Source organism: Pseudomonas sp. dw_612, assembly GCF_018449725.1.
GTDB lineage: Bacteria > Pseudomonadota > Gammaproteobacteria > Pseudomonadales > Pseudomonadaceae > Aquipseudomonas.
Map to the genome: position 1 here is coordinate 108,903 of NZ_JAAVVC010000003.1, position 18,883 is coordinate 127,785.

Below are 18,883 nucleotides of genomic sequence, written 5' to 3' on the forward strand. Positions count from 1 at the left end.
AGGCTCCAGGGGGCGTGCGCAGCAACGAATCGGGTATACTCCCGCTCTTTAAATCGCAGCCCAAGAAACAGGTGAATTTCGTGAGCCAGCCTACGCCAGCCGTGCGTACCTTCCAAGACTTGATCCTCGCGCTCCAGCAATACTGGGCCGAGCAAGGTTGCGTGGTACTTCAGCCCTACGATATGGAAGTAGGCGCCGGCACTTTCCACACTGCCACGTTTCTGCGCGCCATCGGCCCGGAAACCTGGAACGCCGCTTATGTGCAGCCCAGTCGTCGCCCGACTGACGGCCGCTACGGCGAAAACCCGAACCGTCTGCAGCACTACTATCAGTTCCAGGTAGTCCTGAAGCCGAACCCGGACAACTTCCAGGAACTGTACCTGGGCTCCCTCAAGCATGTCGGCCTGGACCCATTGGTCCACGACATTCGCTTCGTCGAAGACAACTGGGAGTCGCCAACACTGGGCGCCTGGGGTCTGGGCTGGGAAGTCTGGCTCAACGGCATGGAAGTGACGCAGTTCACTTACTTCCAGCAAGCGGGCGGCATCGAATGCTACCCGGTGACCGGCGAGATCACTTACGGTCTGGAACGTCTGGCCATGTACCTGCAAGGCGTGGACTCGGTCTACGACCTGGTCTGGGCTGACGGCCCGATGGGCAAGGTGACTTACGGCGACGTGTTCCACCAGAACGAAGTCGAGCAATCGACCTACAACTTCGAACACGCCAACGTCGAGAAGCTGTTCGAACTGTTCGATTTCTACGAAAGCGAAGCCAAGCGCCTGATCGAACTCGACCAGCCGCTGCCGTTGCCAAGCTACGAAATGGTGTTGAAGGCCTCCCATACCTTCAACCTGCTGGATGCGCGCCGGGCAATCTCGGTAACCGCGCGTCAGCAATACATTCTGCGTGTTCGCACCCTGGCGCGTTCCGTTGCGCAAGCCTACCTGCTGGCTCGCGCCAAGCTGGGCTTCCCGATGGCGACCCCGGACCTGCGTGATGAAGTGTTGGCTAAGCTGGAGGCTGCACAATGAGTGCTCTGGATTTTCTGGTTGAATTGGGCACCGAAGAACTGCCACCCAAAGCCCTGAACACCCTGGCCGATGCATTCCTGGCCGGTATCGACAAGGGCCTGCAAGCCGCTGGCCTGAACTACGAGACCAAAACCGTCTACGCCGCGCCGCGCCGCCTGGCCGTGCTGATCACCGCGCTGGCCACTCAGCAACCGGATCGCAGCATCAACCTCGACGGCCCGCCACGTCAGGCCGCGTTCGATGCCGACGGCAACCCGACGCAAGCCGCCCTGGGCTTCGCCAAGAAGTGCGGCGTCGACCTGAGCGAAATCGATCAGAGCGGTCCGAAACTGCGTTACAGCCAGAGCATCGCCGGCAAACCGACCGCGAGCCTGCTGCCGACCATCGTCGAAGACTCCCTGAACGACCTGCCGATCCCCAAGCGCATGCGCTGGGGTGCTCGCAAAGAAGAATTCGTGCGTCCGACCCAGTGGCTGGTGATGCTGCTCGGTGACCAGGTCATCGATTGCACGATCCTCGCCCAGAAGGCAGGCCGCGATTCCCGTGGTCACCGCTTCCACCATCCGCAAAGCGTACGCATCACCGCGCCGGCCAATTACCTGGCCGACCTGCGTGGCGCTTACGTGCTGGCGGATGCCAACGAGCGTCGCGCACTGATCAGCAAGCGCACCGAAGAACTGGCGACGATGCAGGAAGGTACTGCCATTGTTCCTCCAGCCTTGCTCGACGAAGTGACCGCGCTGGTTGAATGGCCGGTGCCGCTGGTGTGCTCGTTCGAGGAGCGTTTCCTCGATGTGCCGCAAGAAGCGCTGATCACCACCATGCAGGACAACCAGAAGTACTTCTGCCTGCTGGATGCCGACGGCAAGTTGCTGCCACGTTTCATCACTGTGGCCAACATCGAAAGCAAAGACCCGCAACAGATCATCGCCGGTAACGAGAAAGTGGTTCGCCCACGCCTGACCGATGCCGAGTTCTTCTTCAAGCAAGACAAGAAGCAGAAACTCGAAGACTTCAACCTGCGTCTGCAAAACGTGGTGTTCCAGGAAAAACTCGGCAGCGTCTACGACAAGGCCGAACGCGTATCCAAACTCGCCGCGTTCATCGCGCAACGCATTGGCGGCAATGCAGCCTGGGCTTCCCGTGCCGGCCTGCTGTCCAAGTGCGACCTGTCGACCGAGATGGTCGGTGAGTTCCCGGAGATGCAAGGTGTCGCCGGTTACTACTACGCCCTCAACGACGGCGAGCCGGAAGAAGTCGCCCTGGCGCTGAACGAGCAGTACATGCCGCGCGGTGCCGGCGCTGAACTGCCGACCACCCTGACCGGTGCGGCCGTGGCCATCGCCGACAAACTCGACACCCTGGTCGGCATCTTCGGTATCGGCATGTTGCCAACCGGCAGCAAAGACCCATACGCCCTGCGCCGCGCTGCACTCGGCGTGTTGCGCATCCTGATCGACAAGAAGCTCGACCTCGACCTGAATGCTGCCGTGGCCTTCGCCGTTACAGCGTTCGGCACCAGGATCAAGGCTGCCGGCCTGAATGACTCGGTGCTGGAGTTCATCTTCGACCGTCTGCGTGCCCGTTATGAAGACGAAGGCGTTGATGTCGGCACTTACCTGTCGGTGCGTGCCCTGAAGCCGGGTTCGGCGCTGGACTTCGATCAGCGTGTTCAAGCGGTAGAAGCGTTCCGCAAATTGCCGGAAGCCGCGGCCCTGGCCGCAGTGAACAAACGCGTTTCGAACTTGCTGAGCAAGGCCGAAGGCTCGATTCCATCGGTGGTGGAAGCCAAGTACTTCGATAACGCCAACGAGTTCTCCCTGTACTCGGCGATCCAGCAGGCTGACCAGGCTGTTCAGCCGATGGCTGCTGCCCGTCAGTACAGCGAATCCCTGGCGCGTCTGGCTGCCCTGCGCGAGCCGGTCGATGCATTCTTCGAAGCCGTGATGGTCAATGCGGATGACGCCAATGTGCGCGCCAACCGTTATGCACTGCTGTCGCGTCTGCGTGGGCTGTTCCTCGGCGTCGCCGATATTTCGCTGTTGGGGTAAGACTGTTTGAAACTGCTGATTCTCGATCGGGACGGGGTGATTAATTACGACTCCGACGCTTATATCAAGTCGGTGGAGGAGTGGATTCCGCTCCCTGGTTCGATCGAAGCCATCGCGCAGTTGAGCAAGGCCGGCTGGACGGTGGCGGTCGCTACCAACCAGTCGGGCATCGCTCGCGGCTATTACGACATCGCCACCCTGGACGCCATGCACGAGCGCTTGCGTTCGTTGGTGGCGGAGCAGGGCGGTGAAGTCGGGCTGATCGTCTATTGCCCGCACGGGCCGGACGATGGCTGCGATTGCCGCAAGCCGAAACCCGGGATGTTGAAAACCATCGCCGCGCATTACAACGTCTCGCTGACTAATCTATGGTTTGTCGGCGATTCCCTTGGTGACCTGGAAGCCGCAAAAGCCGTCGATTCTCAGCCAGTTTTGGTAAAGACCGGGAAAGGCGAAAAGACTCTGGGTAAAACCCTACCGGTAGGCACCTTGATTTTTGACGATCTGGCGGCGATTGCCGCAGAACTTATCCACAATTAGAGCGTTTCGATATTCCTGACCAAGGATTGATCGGGATTGCGCTTTATATAGACGGGCAGAGCCCGCACGGTAAACGTCACCATGTCGATACTGCAGGCCATCAGAACATTCGTCTTTTATCTGTTGCTGGGCACCAGCTCTTTGCTTTGGTGCAGCCTGAGCTTTTTCATCGCGCCTTTTCTGCCGTTCAAGGCGCGTTATCGCTTTATCAACGTGTACTGGTGCCGTTGCGCCTTATGGTTGAGCAAAGTGTTTCTGGGTATCACCTATGAAGTAAAAGGCGCCGAGAACGTGCCGGACCAGCCCTGCGTGATTCAGTCGAACCACCAGAGCACCTGGGAGACATTCTTTCTCTCCGCCTACTTCGAACCGTTGAGCCAGGTCCTCAAGCGTTCGCTGCTGTTCGTGCCGTTCTTCGGCTGGGCCATGGCCATGCTACGACCGATCGCCATCGACCGTGATAACCCGAAAGCCGCGCTCAAGCATGTGGCGAAGAAGGGCGATGAGTTGCTGAAAGATGGCGTTTGGGTATTGATCTTCCCGGAAGGTACGCGCGTCCCCTACGGCACTGTTGGCAAGTTCTCTCGCGGCGGAAGCGCTTTGGCGGTCAACGCCGAACTTCCGGTGCTGCCGATTGCACACAATGCGGGCAAGTTCTGGCCGAAAACCGGTTGGGCAAAGACGCAGGGGGTGATCACCGTCATCATCGGAGAACCGATGTACGCCGAGGGCACAGGGCCGCGAGCCGTTGCCGCATTGAACGATCGGGTTCAGGCCTGGAACGAGCAGATGCAACGGGATATGGGTTCGTTGCCACCGGCGCCTCAAGCACCCGCCGAGACAGATCAGGTGGCTGTCTGAGATTCTGTGGATAACCTGTGTACCGTTTTGTTGAAAAACGGCGTATTTAGTTTGTAGGCTTATGATTTATATACATATTTCTTAAGCTCATAAAATTCCGAAAAAGGTGCATAAGTTTTTTTCGGACGTAAAAAAACCGGCTGATATAGCCGGTTTTTTTATGCCCGCGATTTATTCATCCAACAGGGGGAAATGAAGGCTGAAGCAGGTGCCTTTGCCGACCTCACTCTGGCACTCGATTCGCCCACCGTGGTGATCCACCACCGCTTTGACCATCGACAATCCCAACCCTACGCCATCGATGCCTTGAGCCGAGCTAAACCGGCGGTATTGGCTAAACAGCTCAGGCAATTCATCGGCAGTGATGCCTTTGCCCTGATCGGTCACCTCGCACTTCAACCACCCCTCGCTGCAACTGACCCGCAGTGTGATGCGGGTACCGACGTCGCTGTACTTGACGGCGTTTTCCAGCAAATTGAACAACGCCCGGGTCAACAAGCCCTGATCGGCCAGGATCAAACTTTCCTGGGCATCGTCCTCCAGATGGTGGACCAACTCGATCTGCTTCAGCTGCGCAATGCTCAGCGCCTGGTCGAACACGTCCAGAACCAGCATCGCGAACAACGTTGGCTGGAATTCATAGGCCTCGGATTCGGCCCTGGCCAATAGGACGAAGCCATCCGTGAGGTCCAAGGCCCGGCGCACCTGCCGCTCAATCTGATCGAACAACAGCGTGTCGCCACCCACCTGGTGCCGATGCACATCGAGCAGGGCCAGGATCGCCGAATGCGGCGCGCGCAGGTCGTGGGACAAAAAGCGCAGCAGCACGCCACGTTGCTCCTCGGCATCGCGTTCGACACTCAGGTCAGTCAGGCTCAGCAACCAGCCAATCGGCGTTTCCCCGTCAACCGGAAGTAATGCTGCACGCTCCAGACGCAGGCTGCGTCCCTTGATGTCTCGGAACTCCAGCAGCACCAAGTTCGATAAGCGTGGGCGCGAGCCATCGAGCAGTTCCGGGTAACCCAGTCGGGCCAGTTGCTCGAGAATGTCGTTACCCACCAGATCGCCACCGAACACGTCTCGGGCATTGCGGTTTCCGAGCAAAATCCGCCCTTGGGGATCGCTGATCAACGTGGCTACCGGCAAATACTCCAGCCCATCGGCGATGAAGCGCCGGGTATCGCGGGTCCGGCTCATGGCTTGTTCAAGGGCCATGATTTGCCCCTGTAAGCGATCACTGCTGGGAAACTGCACGCGACGGCGTTCCGGAAAGACTTTCGGCTCATTGTCCAGCCGCGCCAATTCCCAGCCGAAATAGCTCAATACCACACTCAGGCGCCGCCAATTCCAGATCAGGTAACCCAACAGCATGCCCATCAAACTCGCCGCCGGGGACCACCACCAACGCAGTTCCGCCAGACACGCGCTGATCAGCAGCGCACAGCTCATGCCCCCCAGCGTCAGCCACAGCGCCAGGCGCGGGCGAAGTAACAGCAAGCCGAGTACGCAGGCGACCAGACTGACCGACAACAGCGCACCCAGTGCTCCGAAACCTTCGAGTTCATTGGATTGGGCATTGAACGAGAGCAGGGCGGTCAGCGGCAGCAGGATCAGACTTATCCACAGCCATTCCCTGACCAATTGCCGAAACAGGCGCTGGACCTGAGTCGGTTCACGGCTCTCACGGCGGCGCTGATTCGTCATGGCGAAGTCGGATAGAGGAGGGGGGCGGGAATTAGGTTCATGGGTCACGGGTCTGATCGGTAGATTGAACCCGAAGAATCATAGCGGACGACGACCAACGGAGGGCCGCTTACTTTCACTCCTCCAGTCGAGCCGGTATCGTCTGCTGCCGAGTAGACCGCCCATCAGCCATCAAGGAATTACCGCGCATGCGTGTCGCGATACTGGACGATGAACCCGCCGAACTGCGCCGGGTGGAACAGACCCTGCGCCAAATGGCCGAACCGGGCGAACAGCCTTGGTCATTGCACAGTTTCGAGCGCGCCGAAGATCTGTTGCGCCAGCTGCGCCGGGAAACCTTCGATCTGTTGATCCTCGACTGGCAACTGCCGGACCTTAGCGGCCTCGCGCTACTGCGCTGGACCCGCGAACACATGGACGCACCTCCCGCCGCGATCATGCTCACCAGCCGCGACGCCGAGAGCGACATCGTCCAGGCATTGAATGCTGGAGCCGACGACTACGTCAGCAAACCGTTCCGTCCTAACGAATTGAAAGCCCGGGTCGCTGCCGTATTACGCAGGCATGGCCAGCAACGCACGACGGCAGGCGAAGTGTTGAACTTCAATGACCTGGCGTTCGACGACGCCGAACTGACCGTCACCCGGGCGGGTATTCCCATCGCCATGACCGAACGGGAATACAGCCTGGCCCGTTGCCTGTTTACCAACCTGGGTCGACCGCTGTCCCGGGAATATCTTTATGGACGGTTCTGGAGTCATGAGGAGATGGTGTCTTCACGGCCGCTGGATACGCACATTTATCGGCTGCGCAATAAGCTCGGGCTGACGGCGGACCGGGGTTGGCAGTTGTTGACGATTTATGGGTATGGGTATCGGTTGGAGAGTGTGGGGTCCGCAGCAGCCGGGTAAAGATCAAAAGATCGCAGCCTTCGGCGGCCCCTACGCGCCCGTGGGCGCCGCCGCCGAAGGCTGCGATCTTTTGCTTTTCAGGAAGCCATAAAAAAGGCCAACGCTTGTGCGTTGGCCTTTTCGTTGGGCGGCCACACCCAAGCTAGAATTCGATCCGCACTCTTACGAGGATGATTTGTCTTGTAGCTTTTTAACCGCGGACGCAATTTGCTTGATGCTATTTTCGGGAGTAGGGAGATCCTCAGGCATCGTGCCTCCTAAATCAGCGATGGTTTCGCGAACTTTCCTGCCTACCTCGAGATGCACTTGATTTGCGTGCTGTTTACCCTTGACCTCATCACGGCGAAGTTTTTCTTCAGCCTGTGTAGCACGGAACAGGTTGGCGGCTAATTCAGTAGAGCCCATATGATCAAGAATCTTCTGACTCTTCTTCAGACCCTTTCGGATGTGGATAGCTTTTTGATCAAGCCCCCCATAGAGGCCTTGATATCCATGATTCAGAGCTTTACATCCGGCAATTCACGCCGGGCCCCCGAACCTATTGTGACCATTGCGAGCGTATCCTCGAAATGGTCATCAATGGCGTACCCACTGCCAGTGCAGGCTTTCTTTAGCGCGAGCTAAAACGGGTTGGAAATGCCGATATTCTGAGTATTCAAGCAGTTTGGACAGGATTCTTGCTGACCAAAATTCCGCGCCGTTTTCATCTATTTGCTTCCGTTCTTCGAAAGACTGATGCTGCTCATTCATAAGCCTTATTCCTCGCCGTTCATTAATCTAGCAGTAACGCTGCCTATCAATGCTAACCATCCCATCCAGTAAAGTACGATGCTCTGGTTCATCGAACTACGCTACCTGGCCCTCTTATTAATGGACTGATCCTAAAACAAAAACCCCGGCTTGAAGGCCGGGGTTTTGTGTGACAGCGCGGAACCAGTCCGTACATTTGTGACATTTAATGTGCAGTCGACACCTGGATCAGAAATCCAGGTTGGAAACCGCCAGAGCATTGCTTTCGATGAAGTCACGACGGGGTTCGACCGCATCACCCATCAGGGTGTTGAAGATTTGGTCCGCGCCAATGGCGTCTTCGATGGTCACTTTGAGCATCCGGCGCTGGGCTGGGTCCATGGTGGTTTCCCACAGCTGATCCGGGTTCATTTCGCCCAGACCTTTGTATCGCTGGATGGTGTGGCGCTTGGTGCTTTCAGCCATCAGCCATTCAAGGGCTTCCTTGAACTCGGTGACTGGCTTCTTGCGCTCGCCGCGCTGGATGTACGCGCCGTCGTCGAGCAAGGTGCTCAGTTGAGCGCCCAGTGAAACCACGGTCTTGTAATCGTTGCTGCCGAAGAAATCGCGGTTGAACGTGATGTAGTTCGACAGGCCGTGGGAGATCAGTTCGACCTCTGGCAGCCAGACGTTACGTTCACGGTCTTCACGCAGGCTGGCTTTGTACACCAGACCGGACTTCTCGACGGTGCGCAGGCGCACTTCGAACTGAGCCATCCAATCCTGCATCGCTGCGTGATCGGACAGTTGCTCCATGCTCACCGCTGGCAGATAGATGAAGTGCTCGGTCAGTTCCTGTGGGTACAGGCGCGACAGACGCTTGAGGGTCTTCATTACCAGGCGGAAGTCATTCACCAGGCGCTCAAGGGCAGGTCCGGAAATACCCGGCGCGTCCTCGTTCAGGTGCAGGCTCGCGTCTTCCAGGGCCGACTGCGTCATGTACTCTTCCATGGCGTCGTCGTCTTTGATGTATTGCTCTTGCTTGCCTTTCTTGACCTTGTACAACGGCGGCTGGGCGATGTAGATGTAACCGCGCTCAATCAGCTCCGGCAACTGACGGAAGAAGAAGGTCAGCAGCAGAGTACGGATGTGCGAACCGTCGACGTCAGCATCGGTCATGATGATGATGTTGTGATAACGCAGCTTGGCGATGTTGTACTCGTCGCGGCCGATGCCGCAACCCAGCGCGGTGATCAAGGTGCCCACTTCTTGCGAAGAGATCATCTTGTCGAAGCGCGCCTTCTCGACGTTCAGGATCTTGCCTTTCAACGGCAGGATGGCCTGGGTGCGACGGTTGCGACCCTGCTTGGCGGAACCGCCAGCGGAGTCACCTTCCACGAGGTACAGTTCGGACAGGGCAGGGTCTTTTTCCTGGCAGTCAGCCAGTTTGCCCGGCAGGCCGGCGATATCCAGCGCGCCTTTACGACGGGTCATCTCACGGGCTTTACGCGCCGCTTCACGCGCACGGGCCGCGTCGATCATCTTGCCGACGACCAGTTTGGCTTCGTTCGGGTTTTCCAGCAGGAAGTCGGAGAAGTACTTGCCCATTTCCTGTTCGACCGCGGTCTTCACTTCGGAAGAAACCAGCTTGTCTTTGGTCTGGGAACTGAACTTAGGATCCGGCACTTTCACCGAAATGATCGCGGTCAGGCCTTCCCGGGCATCGTCACCGGTGGTGGCGACTTTGTGTTTCTTCGCCAGGCCTTCCGCTTCGATGTAGGTGTTCAGGTTACGCGTCAGTGCGGAACGGAAACCCACCAGGTGAGTACCGCCGTCGCGCTGTGGAATGTTATTGGTGAAGCACAACAGGTTCTCGTTGAAGCTGTCGTTCCACTGCAGGGCGATTTCCACGCCGATGCCGTCTTCACGCTGGATGTTGAAGTGGAACACCTGGTTGACCGGAGTCTTGTTGGTGTTCAGGTATTCAACGAACGCACGCAGGCCGCCTTCGTACTTGAACAGCTCTTCCTTGCCGCTGCGCTCATCCTTGAGGACGATGCCGACACCGGAGTTGAGGAAGGACAGTTCGCGAATCCGCTTGGCCAGGATGTCCCAGCTGAAGTGGATGTTCTTGAAGGTCAGGTCAGACGGTTTGAAGTGAATCTGGGTACCGGTGGTTTCGCTCTCGCCGACGATTTTCATCGGCTCTTTCGGAACACCGTGGATGTAAGTCTGTTCCCAGATCTTGCCGCTGCGGCGCACCGTGAGAACAAGCTCTTCGGACAGGGCGTTCACTACCGAAACACCTACACCGTGCAGGCCGCCGGATACTTTGTAGGAGTTGTCGTCGAACTTACCGCCGGCGTGCAGCACGGTCATGATGACCTCGGCTGCGGAAACGCCTTCTTCTTTATGCACGTCCACCGGGATGCCACGACCGTTGTCGCGCACGGTGATGGATTCGTCCGGGTGGATAATAATGCTGATGTCGTCGCAGTGGCCAGCGAGCGCTTCATCGATGGAGTTGTCGACTACCTCGAAGACCATGTGGTGCAGACCGCTACCATCGTCGGTGTCACCAATGTACATACCGGGACGTTTGCGTACGGCATCCAGGCCTTTCAGCACTTTAATGCTCGTTGAGTCGTAGGTATTCGTATTTTCTTCGCTCAATGCCTTCACTCCCGATGGTCGTGGGTCTGGGTGATACGGCCCTGTTCCACGTGGAACAGAGCGACTGGCGTTTCCGTCTGCCAGCCTTCCCTCAATAATTCGTGATCTACACAGGTAATAAACACCTGGCAGCGTAAGTCTTCCAGCAAGCGGCAAAGCGCACGGCGGTGTTGCTCGTCCAGTTCGGACGGCAGGTCATCCACCAGATAAATACACTGGCCGCGTCGGGCCTGGCTAACCAAGTGCCCCTGGGCAATCCGCAATGCACAGACCACTAACTTCTGCTGACCCCGGGACAAAATGTCCGCGGCGTTATGTGCGCCCAATCTAAGACGCAAATCAGCGCGTTGTGGTCCGGCCTGGGTATGACCCATTTGCTGATCCCGCTGAAGGGACCCGGCGAGCACGGCACTTAGTTCGCGCTCTTTGTCCCAACCTCGGTAGTAGCTCAGCGTTAAGCCCTCGAGCTCAACCAGTTCGCTCAAGGTCTGTTCAAAGACTGGTTTCAAGGCTTTGATATAAGCGCGGCGGTATTCATCAATTTCTGCGCTGGCCTGGCACAGTTCCCTGTCCCAAACCGCTTGCGAAACGGCGTCAAGTGTACCATGCCGCAGCCAAGAGTTTCTCTGGCGCAGGGCCTTCTGCAAGCGCTGCCAAGTGGACATGAATCTCGGTTCCACGTGGAACACACCCCAGTCGAGAAACTGCCGACGGACCTTCGGCGCCCCCTCCAACAGCCGGAAACTGTCCGGGTTGATCAGCTGCAACGGCAGGATCTCTGCCAGTTGCGCCGCGCTGCGGGCGTTCTGCCCATCTATACGGATCTGGAACTCGCCTTGGCGGTCCCGAGAGATCCCCAAAGCGCTATGCCCACCTTCGGCCAATTCCACCTGACCAAATACCGTGCACGCCAATTGCTCGTACTGAATGACGGGTAATAGACGGCTGCTACGAAACGAACGGGCAAGCCCCAGCAGATGAATGGCTTCCAGAACACTGGTTTTGCCGCTGCCGTTGGCGCCGTAAAGAATGTTGATTCGGGGAGAGGGGGAGAAGGTCACCGGGTGCAGATTGCGCACCGCGGTGACCGAGACGCGACTTAAGGACATCTAGCTTCTGCTGAGCATGATTACAGACGCATCGGCATGACAACGTAGGCCGAGTCGTCGTTGTCGGACTCTTGCACCAGCGCGCTGCTGTTGGAGTCGGACAGGATCAGGCGAACCTGCTCAGTGGTCATCACGCCCAACACGTCGAGCAGGTAGCTCACGTTGAAGCCGATTTCCAGATTGCCGCCGTTGTACTCAACGCCGACTTCTTCTTCCGCTTCTTCCTGCTCCGGATTGTTCGCCTGAATCTTCAACTGACCGTTGGCTAATTGCAGACGAATGCCGCGGTACTTCTCGTTGGACAGAATCGCGGTACGGCTGAAGGCTTCACGCAGGGCCTGGCGATCGCCGAGTACCAGTTTGTCGCCGCCTTTCGGCAGAACACGCTCGTAGTCCGGGAATTTGCCGTCGACCAGTTTCGAGGTGAAGGTGAACTCGCCGGTGGTCGCGCGGATGTGGTGTTGACCGAGGACGATGCTGACCAGGCCATCCGGCTCGGTCAACAGGCGCGCCAGCTCAAGGATACCCTTGCGCGGCACGATCACCTGGTGGCGATCCGGCTGACCGATATCGGCCTTCATCGAGCACATGGCCAGACGGTGACCGTCGGTGGCCACGGCGCGGATGATGCCTTCGGACACTTCAAGCAGCATGCCGTTGAGGTAGTAACGCACGTCCTGCTGGGCCATGGCGAAGCTGGTGCGCTCGATCAAACGACGCAGTTTGCTTTGCTCCAGGCTGCAGGTCAGCGAACCCGGGCCTTCTTCAACCGTCGGGAAATCGTTGGCCGGCAGGGTCGACAGGGTGAAGCGGCTACGGCCGGCCTTCACCACGAGCTTCTGCTCATCGACCTTGATGTCGATCAGCGCGTCGTTCGGCAGGCTCTTGCAGATGTCCATCAACTTGCGCGCTGGCACAGTGATGGAACCTGGATCAGCCGGCTCTTCGAGTTGCACACGACCGACCAGCTCGACTTCGAGGTCGGTACCGGTCAGCGACAGCTGCTGGCCTTCGACAACCAGCAGCACGTTGGAGAGCACCGGCAAGGTCTGTCGGCGCTCGACGACGCCTGCGACCAGTTGCAGGGGTTTCAACAGGGCTTCGCGTTGAATGGTGAAATGCATGGTCTAGTCCCTTGCCTTAATAAGCTGCGCTGGTGTTCATCAAGTGGTCAGTGTACGCAGCAGGTTCTTGTAGTCCTCGCGGATGTCCGCGTCGGATTCCTTAAGTTCGTTGATCTTGCGGCAGGCGTGCAAAACAGTCGTGTGGTCGCGGCCGCCAAACACATCGCCGATTTCCGGCAGGCTGTGGTTAGTCAACTCTTTGGAGAGGGCCATTGCAACCTGACGCGGACGGGCGACCGAGCGTGAACGACGCTTGGACAGCAGGTCGGAGATCTTGATCTTGTAGTACTCGGCGACGGTGCGCTGAATGTTATCCACAGAGACCAGCTTGTCTTGCAGCGCCAACAAGTCTTTCAGGGATTCGCGGATCAGCTCGATGGTGATGTCGCGGCCCATGAAGTGCGAGTGGGCGATCACGCGTTTAAGCGCGCCTTCCAGCTCACGGACGTTGGAGCGAATACGCTGGGCAATGAAGAACGCCGCATCGTGGGGCAGATCGACTTTGGCCTGGTCGGCCTTTTTCATCAGAATCGCCACGCGGGTTTCCAGCTCCGGCGGCTCGACGGCCACCGTCAGGCCCCAGCCGAAACGGGACTTGAGGCGCTCTTCGAGGCCTTCGATTTCTTTCGGGTAGCGGTCACTGGTGAGAATGACCTGCTGACCACCTTCAAGCAGGGCGTTAAAGGTGTGGAAAAACTCTTCCTGGGAACGTTCCTTGCGGGCGAAGAACTGAATGTCATCGATCAGCAAAGCATCCACTGAACGGTAGAAGCGCTTGAATTCGTTGATCGCGTTCAGTTGCAGCGCCTTGACCATGTCGGCCACGAAACGCTCGGAATGCAGGTACACGACCTTGGCATTGGGATTCTTCTTTAATAGATGGTTACCCACAGCATGCATCAAGTGGGTCTTACCCAAGCCAACGCCACCATAAAGGAAGAGCGGGTTGTAGCCGTGCTTCGGGTTATCCGCCACCTGCCAGGCTGCGGCCCGGGCCAACTGGTTGGACTTACCCTCGACGAAATTCTCGAAGGTAAAGGTGCGGTTCAGGTAGCTGGTGTGCTTGAGCGCGCCTTCGACCTGCACGGTGCGCTGTTCGGCGCGGACCGGGGCCTGTTGCGAACTGGCGCCGGCCATCGGGTCGAAGCTGTCGCGGGACGGCTCTTCACTGACTTCGGCAACTTTGTGTGTGGCACGTTTGGTCTGGGTGGAGGCCGGGGCAGGGGCTGGTGCGCTGACCGGTGCCTGTGCGGCTTGCGCCTGGGAGGCGGCGGCGGCCAGCGGGGCATTAGGTGCCGCGCGTGGTGCCGAACTGCGTTTGCTGCCTATTAATAAGGACAGCGCCGGCGCCATGCCGTTGCCGTGCTCATCCAGCAGTTCGAGGACGCGGCCCAGGTACTTTTCGTTGACCCAGTCGAGAACAAAACGATTCGGTGCGTAGACACGCAACTCGTCGCCTTCGGCTTCGACCTGTAGTGGACGGATCCAAGTGTTGAATTGTTGGGCAGGCAGCTCTTCGCGCAAAAGCTCCACGCACTGCTGCCAAAGTTCCACTGACACGGATATCCCCTAAGTTGAAAGCCGGTGAGGCAAAAACAAGCGGCCATTGTAGCGGCCAGACGCCCACTTATCCACATGCAGGTTGCGCGCAGGCCATGATTTATCAATGCGTTAACCCATAAAAAGGCGACCAGTGGTATGTGCATAAGCTCTGTGGATAACCGCCCATGAGGGCACTGGACAAGTGGGGGGCAAACTCGGTGGATAACTGGCCTGTGGATAACTAGCCATTCCACACACAGCTTATCCGACAGTGCAGCACAGGCTGACCACCGTTTTCCACTGTAGTTGTCATTCTCTGTACAGCACGAGCTAGAAGGGCTTAAGGCAGTTATCCACAGATGATCGTGCTCCTAGCTTTTATAAGCTTTACAGAAAAGCTTTAAATAATTCCCTTCTTTATTTCTATATCTAGCGAAGGCGAGCCAAACGAGAAAGCCCCTGGAGATCTATTTATAAGGAAACGTTGGTTGGAAATTGACCTAGAGGCTTGCTTTCTCTAGAATCCCCGGTCTCTTAAAACGGGGGCCATTCCGGCCCGTTGTGGACGAACCAGGTAACACGACAATGAAACGTACTTTCCAACCAAGCACTATCAAACGCGCTCGTACCCACGGTTTCCGTGCTCGCATGGCTACCAAAAACGGTCGTGCCGTCCTGTCGCGTCGTCGCGCCAAAGGTCGTGCGCGTCTGGCAGTTTGATAATCCGGCACTGGAGGTGAGTCAGGACTTCAGTCGGGACAAGCGTTTGCTTACGCCCCGGCATTTCAAAGCAGTCTTTGACTCCCCTACCGGCAAGGTTCCGGGGAAAAACCTCCTGCTCCTTGCGCGCAACAACGATCTTGATCACCCCCGTCTCGGGCTGGTTATCGGGAAAAAGAGCGTAAAGCTCTCCGTCGAGCGCAATCGCCTCAAACGTCTGATGCGCGAATCGTTTCGCCTGAACCAGGATTCACTGGTCGGTTGGGACATAGTTATCGTCGCGCGCAAAGGTTTGGGCGACGTAGAAAACCCCGAATTGATTCAGCATTTCGGCAAACTCTGGAAGCGTCTGGCACGCAGCACGCCGGTACCAGCAGTCAAAACCGAAACTGTAGGGGTAGACAGTACCGATGCGTAAACTGGCACTCGTTCCGATCCAGTTTTATCGCTACGCCATTAGTCCCCTGATGGCCAGTCACTGTCGTTTCTACCCCAGTTGTTCCTGCTACGCGTATGAAGCCATAGAAAATCATGGCCTTCTGCGCGGTGGCTGGCTGGCCTTTCGTCGTTTAGGTCGCTGTCATCCGTGGAATCCCGGTGGTTATGACCCGGTTCCGCCTATCCCTACCTCCCGTTCTTCTTCGATGGCCGAGTAATCATGGATATCAAACGCACGATCCTGATCGTCGCCCTGGCAATCGTGTCCTACGTTATGGTTCTTAAATGGAACCAGGACTATGGCCAGGCTGCCCTGCCGACTCAGAATGTTGCTTCCAGTACTACCGCACCGGGCCTACCGGACACGGCGACTGGCAATAATGCTTCTGTCAGTGACGACATTCCACGCGCCGCAAGTGATACCAGCGCCACTGCACCTGCTGAAACACCAGTAGCTGTAAGCAAAGACCTCATCCAGATCAAAACGGATGTGCTCAACCTGGCTATCGATCCACAAGGTGGCGATGTTGCCCAACTGACGTTGCCGCTGTATCCACGTCGCCAAGACCATCCGGAAATTCCATTCCAGCTGTTCGATAACGGCAACGAGCGGACTTATCTGGCCCAGAGCGGTTTGATCGGCACCGACGGTCCGGACGCAAGTCCAACCGGTCGCCCGGTTTACGCCTCGGAGAAGAAGATCTACCAACTGGCTGACGGTCAGGACCAATTGGTCGTGGACCTGAAGTTCAGCAAGGACGGCGTCAACTACATCAAGCGTTTCACCGTGAAACGTGGCTTGTATGACGTAACCGTTTCCTACCTGATCGACAACGAAAGTGCCAAGCCTTGGTCGGGTGCGATGTTCGCCCAGCTCAAGCGCGACGCCAGCTCCGATCCTTCTTCCAGCACTGCCACCGGCACCGCGACTTACCTGGGCGCAGCCCTGTGGACAAGTAACGAGCCGTACAAGAAAGTGTCGATGAAGGACATGGACAAGGCTCAGCTGAAAGAAACCGTCAACGGTGGTTGGGTTGCCTGGTTGCAACACTACTTCGTGACCGCTTGGATTCCGGCGAAGGGCGAAAACAATGTCGTCCAGACCCGTAAAGACAGCAAAGGCAACTACATCATCGGTTACACCGCTCCGGCAGTGACCGTTGCGCCAGGTGCCAAAGGTGAAGTCAGCGCCGTCCTGTACGCTGGCCCGAAAAGCCAGGCTGTGCTGAAAGAGTTGTCCCCAGGTCTGGAATTGACCGTCGACTACGGCATTTTGTGGTTCATTGCCCAGCCAATCTTCTGGCTGCTGCAACACATCCACGCGATTGTCGGTAACTGGGGCTGGTCGATCATCTTCCTGACCATGCTGATCAAGGGGCTTTTCTTCCCTCTGTCGGCTGCCAGCTACAAATCCATGGCGCGCATGCGTGCAGTGGCACCGAAACTGGCCGCGCTGAAAGAGCAACATGGCGACGACCGGCAGAAAATGTCCCAAGCCATGATGGAGCTGTACAAGAAAGAGAAGATCAATCCACTGGGCGGCTGCTTGCCAATCCTGGTGCAGATGCCGGTTTTCCTTTCGCTGTACTGGGTTCTGCTGGAAAGCGTGGAAATGCGCCAAGCGCCGTTCATGTTGTGGATTACTGACCTGTCGATCAAGGATCCGTTCTTCATTCTGCCGATCATCATGGGTGCAACCATGTTCATCCAGCAGCGGTTGAACCCAACACCTCCGGATCCGATGCAGGCCAAGGTGATGAAGCTGATGCCAATCATCTTCACCTTTTTCTTCCTGTGGTTCCCGGCGGGTCTGGTGCTGTACTGGGTAGTCAACAACTGCCTGTCCATCAGCCAACAGTGGTACATCACGCGTAAGATCGAAGCGGCTACCAAAAAAGCGGCTGCGTAACTTACTCTGTGGATAACCACTCAAAACGCCCCCTAGTGGGGCGTTTTGCTATCTGTCACTTTTGTCTGGATACCGGTTTATGAGCGTTCCTCGTGAAACCATCGCAGCCGTCGCCACCGCTCAAGGTCGCGGCGGTGTAGGCATCGTCCGTATTTCCGGGCCGCTGGCGAGTGTGGCGGCCAAAGCCATCAGCGGTCGCGACCTGAAACCGCGCTATGCCCATTACGGCCCGTTCCTCAGTGAAAACGAAGAGGTGCTGGACGAAGGCATCGCATTATATTTCCCGGGTCCGAACTCGTTCACCGGCGAAGATGTGCTGGAACTCCAGGGCCACGGCGGTCCTATCGTGCTGGATATGCTGCTCAAGCGTTGCCTGGAACTGGGTTGCCGCTTGGCCCGGCCGGGTGAATTCAGCGAACGCGCTTTCCTCAACGACAAACTCGACCTGGCCCAGGCCGAGGCGATTGCCGATTTGATCGAAGCCAGTTCTGCACAGGCTGCGCGCAATGCCCTGCGTTCCTTGCAAGGTGCGTTTTCCCAGCGTGTGCATAACCTCACCGAACAATTGATCGGCCTGCGTATTTACGTCGAGGCCGCCATCGATTTCCCGGAAGAAGAAATCGACTTCCTCGCCGATGGCCACGTGCTGAGCATGCTCGACAAGGTCCGCGACGAATTATCCACAGTCCTTCGCGAAGCCGGGCAGGGTGCCTTGTTGCGGGACGGAATGAATGTGGTGATCGCCGGTCGGCCGAACGCCGGTAAATCCAGCCTCTTGAACGCCTTGGCCGGCCGAGAAGCAGCGATCGTTACCGAAATCGCCGGCACCACCCGGGACATTCTTCGCGAACATATCCATATCGACGGCATGCCGTTGCACGTGGTCGACACTGCAGGCCTGCGGGATACCGATGACCAGGTGGAGAAAATCGGTGTTGAGCGAGCATTGAAAGCCATCGGCGAAGCGGATCGGGTGTTGTTGGTGGTGGATGCCACCGCACCGGAAGCCCTTGATCCGTTTGCCTTGTGGCCGGAATTCCTGGAAACCCGACCTGACCCGGCCAAAGTCACGCTGATCCGTAACAAGGCAGACCTGACCGGTGAAGCGATTGCCCTGGAAGTCAGCGACGATGGCCATGTCACCATCAGCTTGAGTGCCAAGTCTGCGGGCGAGGGCCTTGAGTTGTTGCGCGAACACCTCAAGACCTGCATGGGCTACGAGCAGACCTCCGAAAGCAGCTTCAGCGCACGTCGGCGCCACCTGGAGGCGTTGCGACATGCCAGTGCCTCCCTCGAGCATGGTCGTGCACAGCTGACGTTGGCAGGTGCCGGCGAGCTATTGGCTGAAGATCTGCGTCAGGCGCAGCACTCTTTAGGCGAAATCACCGGTGCCTTCAGCTCCGATGACCTGCTGGGACGGATCTTTTCCAGCTTCTGTATCGGTAAATAGTCCTTTCCGTTGTTCACAGACAGGCCGTTCGCGCCTGTCTGTTCCCTCCTTTTCTGAAACTTTCCCCAGTGCCGAGCAGATTCTTTCT

The 18,883-nt window shown here is 57.6% G+C and carries 17 protein-coding genes; 10 read left to right on the forward strand and 7 right to left on the reverse strand.

Annotated elements, in window-relative coordinates:
- Nucleotides 1-80 precede the first annotated feature (80 nt).
- The 4 genes from glyQ to HB680_RS06190 all read left to right on the forward strand — a co-directional run bounded on the left by glyQ (nucleotide 81) and on the right by HB680_RS06190 (nucleotide 4,486).
- A complete protein-coding gene (glyQ, locus tag HB680_RS06175; protein WP_008155694.1) occupies nucleotides 81-1,034 on the forward strand; it encodes a glycine--tRNA ligase subunit alpha in 954 nt (317 codons plus the stop codon).
- A complete protein-coding gene (gene glyS, locus HB680_RS06180; RefSeq protein ID WP_213937694.1) occupies nucleotides 1,031-3,085 on the forward strand; it encodes a glycine--tRNA ligase subunit beta in 2,055 nt (684 codons plus the stop codon). Before glyQ ends, glyS begins: the two co-directional genes overlap by 4 nt.
- Nucleotides 3,086-3,091: 6 nt before the next feature.
- Nucleotides 3,092-3,625 (forward strand): D-glycero-beta-D-manno-heptose 1,7-bisphosphate 7-phosphatase, encoded by a 534-nt coding sequence (gmhB, locus tag HB680_RS06185; protein WP_213937695.1) that lies wholly within the window; start codon nucleotides 3,092-3,094, stop codon nucleotides 3,623-3,625.
- Between the two features lie 81 nt (nucleotides 3,626-3,706).
- Nucleotides 3,707-4,486 (forward strand): lysophospholipid acyltransferase family protein, encoded by a 780-nt coding sequence (locus HB680_RS06190; protein WP_213937696.1) that lies wholly within the window; start codon nucleotides 3,707-3,709, stop codon nucleotides 4,484-4,486.
- A gap of 171 nt (nucleotides 4,487-4,657) precedes the next feature.
- Here HB680_RS06190 and HB680_RS06195 read toward each other — a convergent pair whose 3' ends face one another.
- Nucleotides 4,658-6,190 carry a PAS domain-containing sensor histidine kinase gene (locus HB680_RS06195; protein ID WP_213937697.1) on the reverse strand — a complete coding sequence of 511 codons (1,533 nt, stop codon included), beginning with the start codon at nucleotides 6,188-6,190 and terminating at the stop codon, nucleotides 4,658-4,660.
- A 188-nt stretch (nucleotides 6,191-6,378) separates the two neighbouring features.
- Between HB680_RS06195 and HB680_RS06200 the strand changes: the two genes are divergently transcribed.
- Nucleotides 6,379-7,101, forward strand: a complete 723-nt coding sequence (locus HB680_RS06200; RefSeq protein WP_213937698.1) for a response regulator transcription factor — start codon at nucleotides 6,379-6,381, stop codon at nucleotides 7,099-7,101.
- 162 nt (nucleotides 7,102-7,263) lie between these two features.
- Here HB680_RS06200 and HB680_RS32675 read toward each other — a convergent pair whose 3' ends face one another.
- From HB680_RS32675 to dnaA, 6 genes are all read right to left on the reverse strand, one after another.
- A complete protein-coding gene (locus tag HB680_RS32675) occupies nucleotides 7,264-7,506 on the reverse strand; it encodes a hypothetical protein (RefSeq protein WP_256735463.1) in 243 nt (80 codons plus the stop codon).
- 171 nt (nucleotides 7,507-7,677) lie between these two features.
- Nucleotides 7,678-7,851 (reverse strand): hypothetical protein, encoded by a 174-nt coding sequence (locus tag HB680_RS32680; RefSeq protein WP_256735464.1) that lies wholly within the window; start codon nucleotides 7,849-7,851, stop codon nucleotides 7,678-7,680.
- A gap of 228 nt (nucleotides 7,852-8,079) precedes the next feature.
- Nucleotides 8,080-10,503, reverse strand: a complete 2,424-nt coding sequence (gene gyrB, locus HB680_RS06210) for a DNA topoisomerase (ATP-hydrolyzing) subunit B (protein ID WP_213937699.1) — start codon at nucleotides 10,501-10,503, stop codon at nucleotides 8,080-8,082.
- A 5-nt stretch (nucleotides 10,504-10,508) separates the two neighbouring features.
- Nucleotides 10,509-11,612, reverse strand: coding sequence for a DNA replication/repair protein RecF (recF, locus tag HB680_RS06215; RefSeq protein WP_213937700.1), 1,104 nt, complete (start codon nucleotides 11,610-11,612; stop codon nucleotides 10,509-10,511).
- A gap of 20 nt (nucleotides 11,613-11,632) precedes the next feature.
- Nucleotides 11,633-12,736, reverse strand: coding sequence for a DNA polymerase III subunit beta (gene dnaN, locus HB680_RS06220; RefSeq protein WP_054048133.1), 1,104 nt, complete (start codon nucleotides 12,734-12,736; stop codon nucleotides 11,633-11,635).
- Nucleotides 12,737-12,775: 39 nt separating this feature from the next.
- Nucleotides 12,776-14,296, reverse strand: coding sequence for a chromosomal replication initiator protein DnaA (gene dnaA / locus HB680_RS06225; protein WP_213937701.1), 1,521 nt, complete (start codon nucleotides 14,294-14,296; stop codon nucleotides 12,776-12,778).
- A gap of 567 nt (nucleotides 14,297-14,863) precedes the next feature.
- Here dnaA and rpmH point away from each other — a divergent pair.
- The 5 genes from rpmH (at nucleotide 14,864) to mnmE (ending at nucleotide 18,795) form a co-directional block, all read left to right on the forward strand.
- Nucleotides 14,864-14,998 (forward strand): 50S ribosomal protein L34, encoded by a 135-nt coding sequence (gene rpmH, locus HB680_RS06230; RefSeq protein ID WP_003213577.1) that lies wholly within the window; start codon nucleotides 14,864-14,866, stop codon nucleotides 14,996-14,998.
- 16 nt (nucleotides 14,999-15,014) lie between these two features.
- A complete protein-coding gene (rnpA, locus tag HB680_RS06235) occupies nucleotides 15,015-15,416 on the forward strand; it encodes a ribonuclease P protein component (protein WP_054048735.1) in 402 nt (133 codons plus the stop codon).
- Nucleotides 15,409-15,654, forward strand: coding sequence for a membrane protein insertion efficiency factor YidD (gene yidD / locus HB680_RS06240; protein ID WP_080761984.1), 246 nt, complete (start codon nucleotides 15,409-15,411; stop codon nucleotides 15,652-15,654). The genes rnpA and yidD overlap by 8 nt, the downstream gene beginning before the upstream one ends.
- Nucleotides 15,655-15,656: 2 nt before the next feature.
- Nucleotides 15,657-17,345 (forward strand): membrane protein insertase YidC, encoded by a 1,689-nt coding sequence (gene yidC / locus HB680_RS06245; RefSeq protein WP_213937702.1) that lies wholly within the window; start codon nucleotides 15,657-15,659, stop codon nucleotides 17,343-17,345.
- Nucleotides 17,346-17,424: 79 nt separating this feature from the next.
- Nucleotides 17,425-18,795: a tRNA uridine-5-carboxymethylaminomethyl(34) synthesis GTPase MnmE gene (mnmE, locus tag HB680_RS06250; RefSeq protein WP_213937703.1), complete on the forward strand. Its 1,371-nt coding sequence runs from the start codon at nucleotides 17,425-17,427 to the stop codon at nucleotides 18,793-18,795.
- Nucleotides 18,796-18,883: the final 88 nt, after the last annotated feature.

Coding starts and splice junctions, on each gene's coding strand:
- HB680_RS06190 (WP_213937696.1), top strand. CDS start 3,707: ATGTCGATACTGCAGGCCATCAGAACATTCGTCTTTTATCTGTTGCTG.
- glyS (WP_213937694.1), top strand. CDS start 1,031: ATGAGTGCTCTGGATTTTCTGGTTGAATTGGGCACCGAAGAACTGCCA.
- yidC (WP_213937702.1), top strand. CDS start 15,657: ATGGATATCAAACGCACGATCCTGATCGTCGCCCTGGCAATCGTGTCC.
- mnmE (WP_213937703.1), top strand. CDS start 17,425: ATGAGCGTTCCTCGTGAAACCATCGCAGCCGTCGCCACCGCTCAAGGT.
- yidD (WP_080761984.1), top strand. CDS start 15,409: ATGCGTAAACTGGCACTCGTTCCGATCCAGTTTTATCGCTACGCCATT.
- rpmH (WP_003213577.1), top strand. CDS start 14,864: ATGAAACGTACTTTCCAACCAAGCACTATCAAACGCGCTCGTACCCAC.
- HB680_RS06195 (WP_213937697.1), bottom strand. CDS start 6,190: ATGACGAATCAGCGCCGCCGTGAGAGCCGTGAACCGACTCAGGTCCAG.
- HB680_RS06200 (WP_213937698.1), top strand. CDS start 6,379: ATGCGTGTCGCGATACTGGACGATGAACCCGCCGAACTGCGCCGGGTG.
- recF (WP_213937700.1), bottom strand. CDS start 11,612: ATGTCCTTAAGTCGCGTCTCGGTCACCGCGGTGCGCAATCTGCACCCG.
- dnaN (WP_054048133.1), bottom strand. CDS start 12,736: ATGCATTTCACCATTCAACGCGAAGCCCTGTTGAAACCCCTGCAACTG.
- HB680_RS32675 (WP_256735463.1), bottom strand. CDS start 7,506: ATGGGCTCTACTGAATTAGCCGCCAACCTGTTCCGTGCTACACAGGCT.
- HB680_RS32680 (WP_256735464.1), bottom strand. CDS start 7,851: ATGAATGAGCAGCATCAGTCTTTCGAAGAACGGAAGCAAATAGATGAA.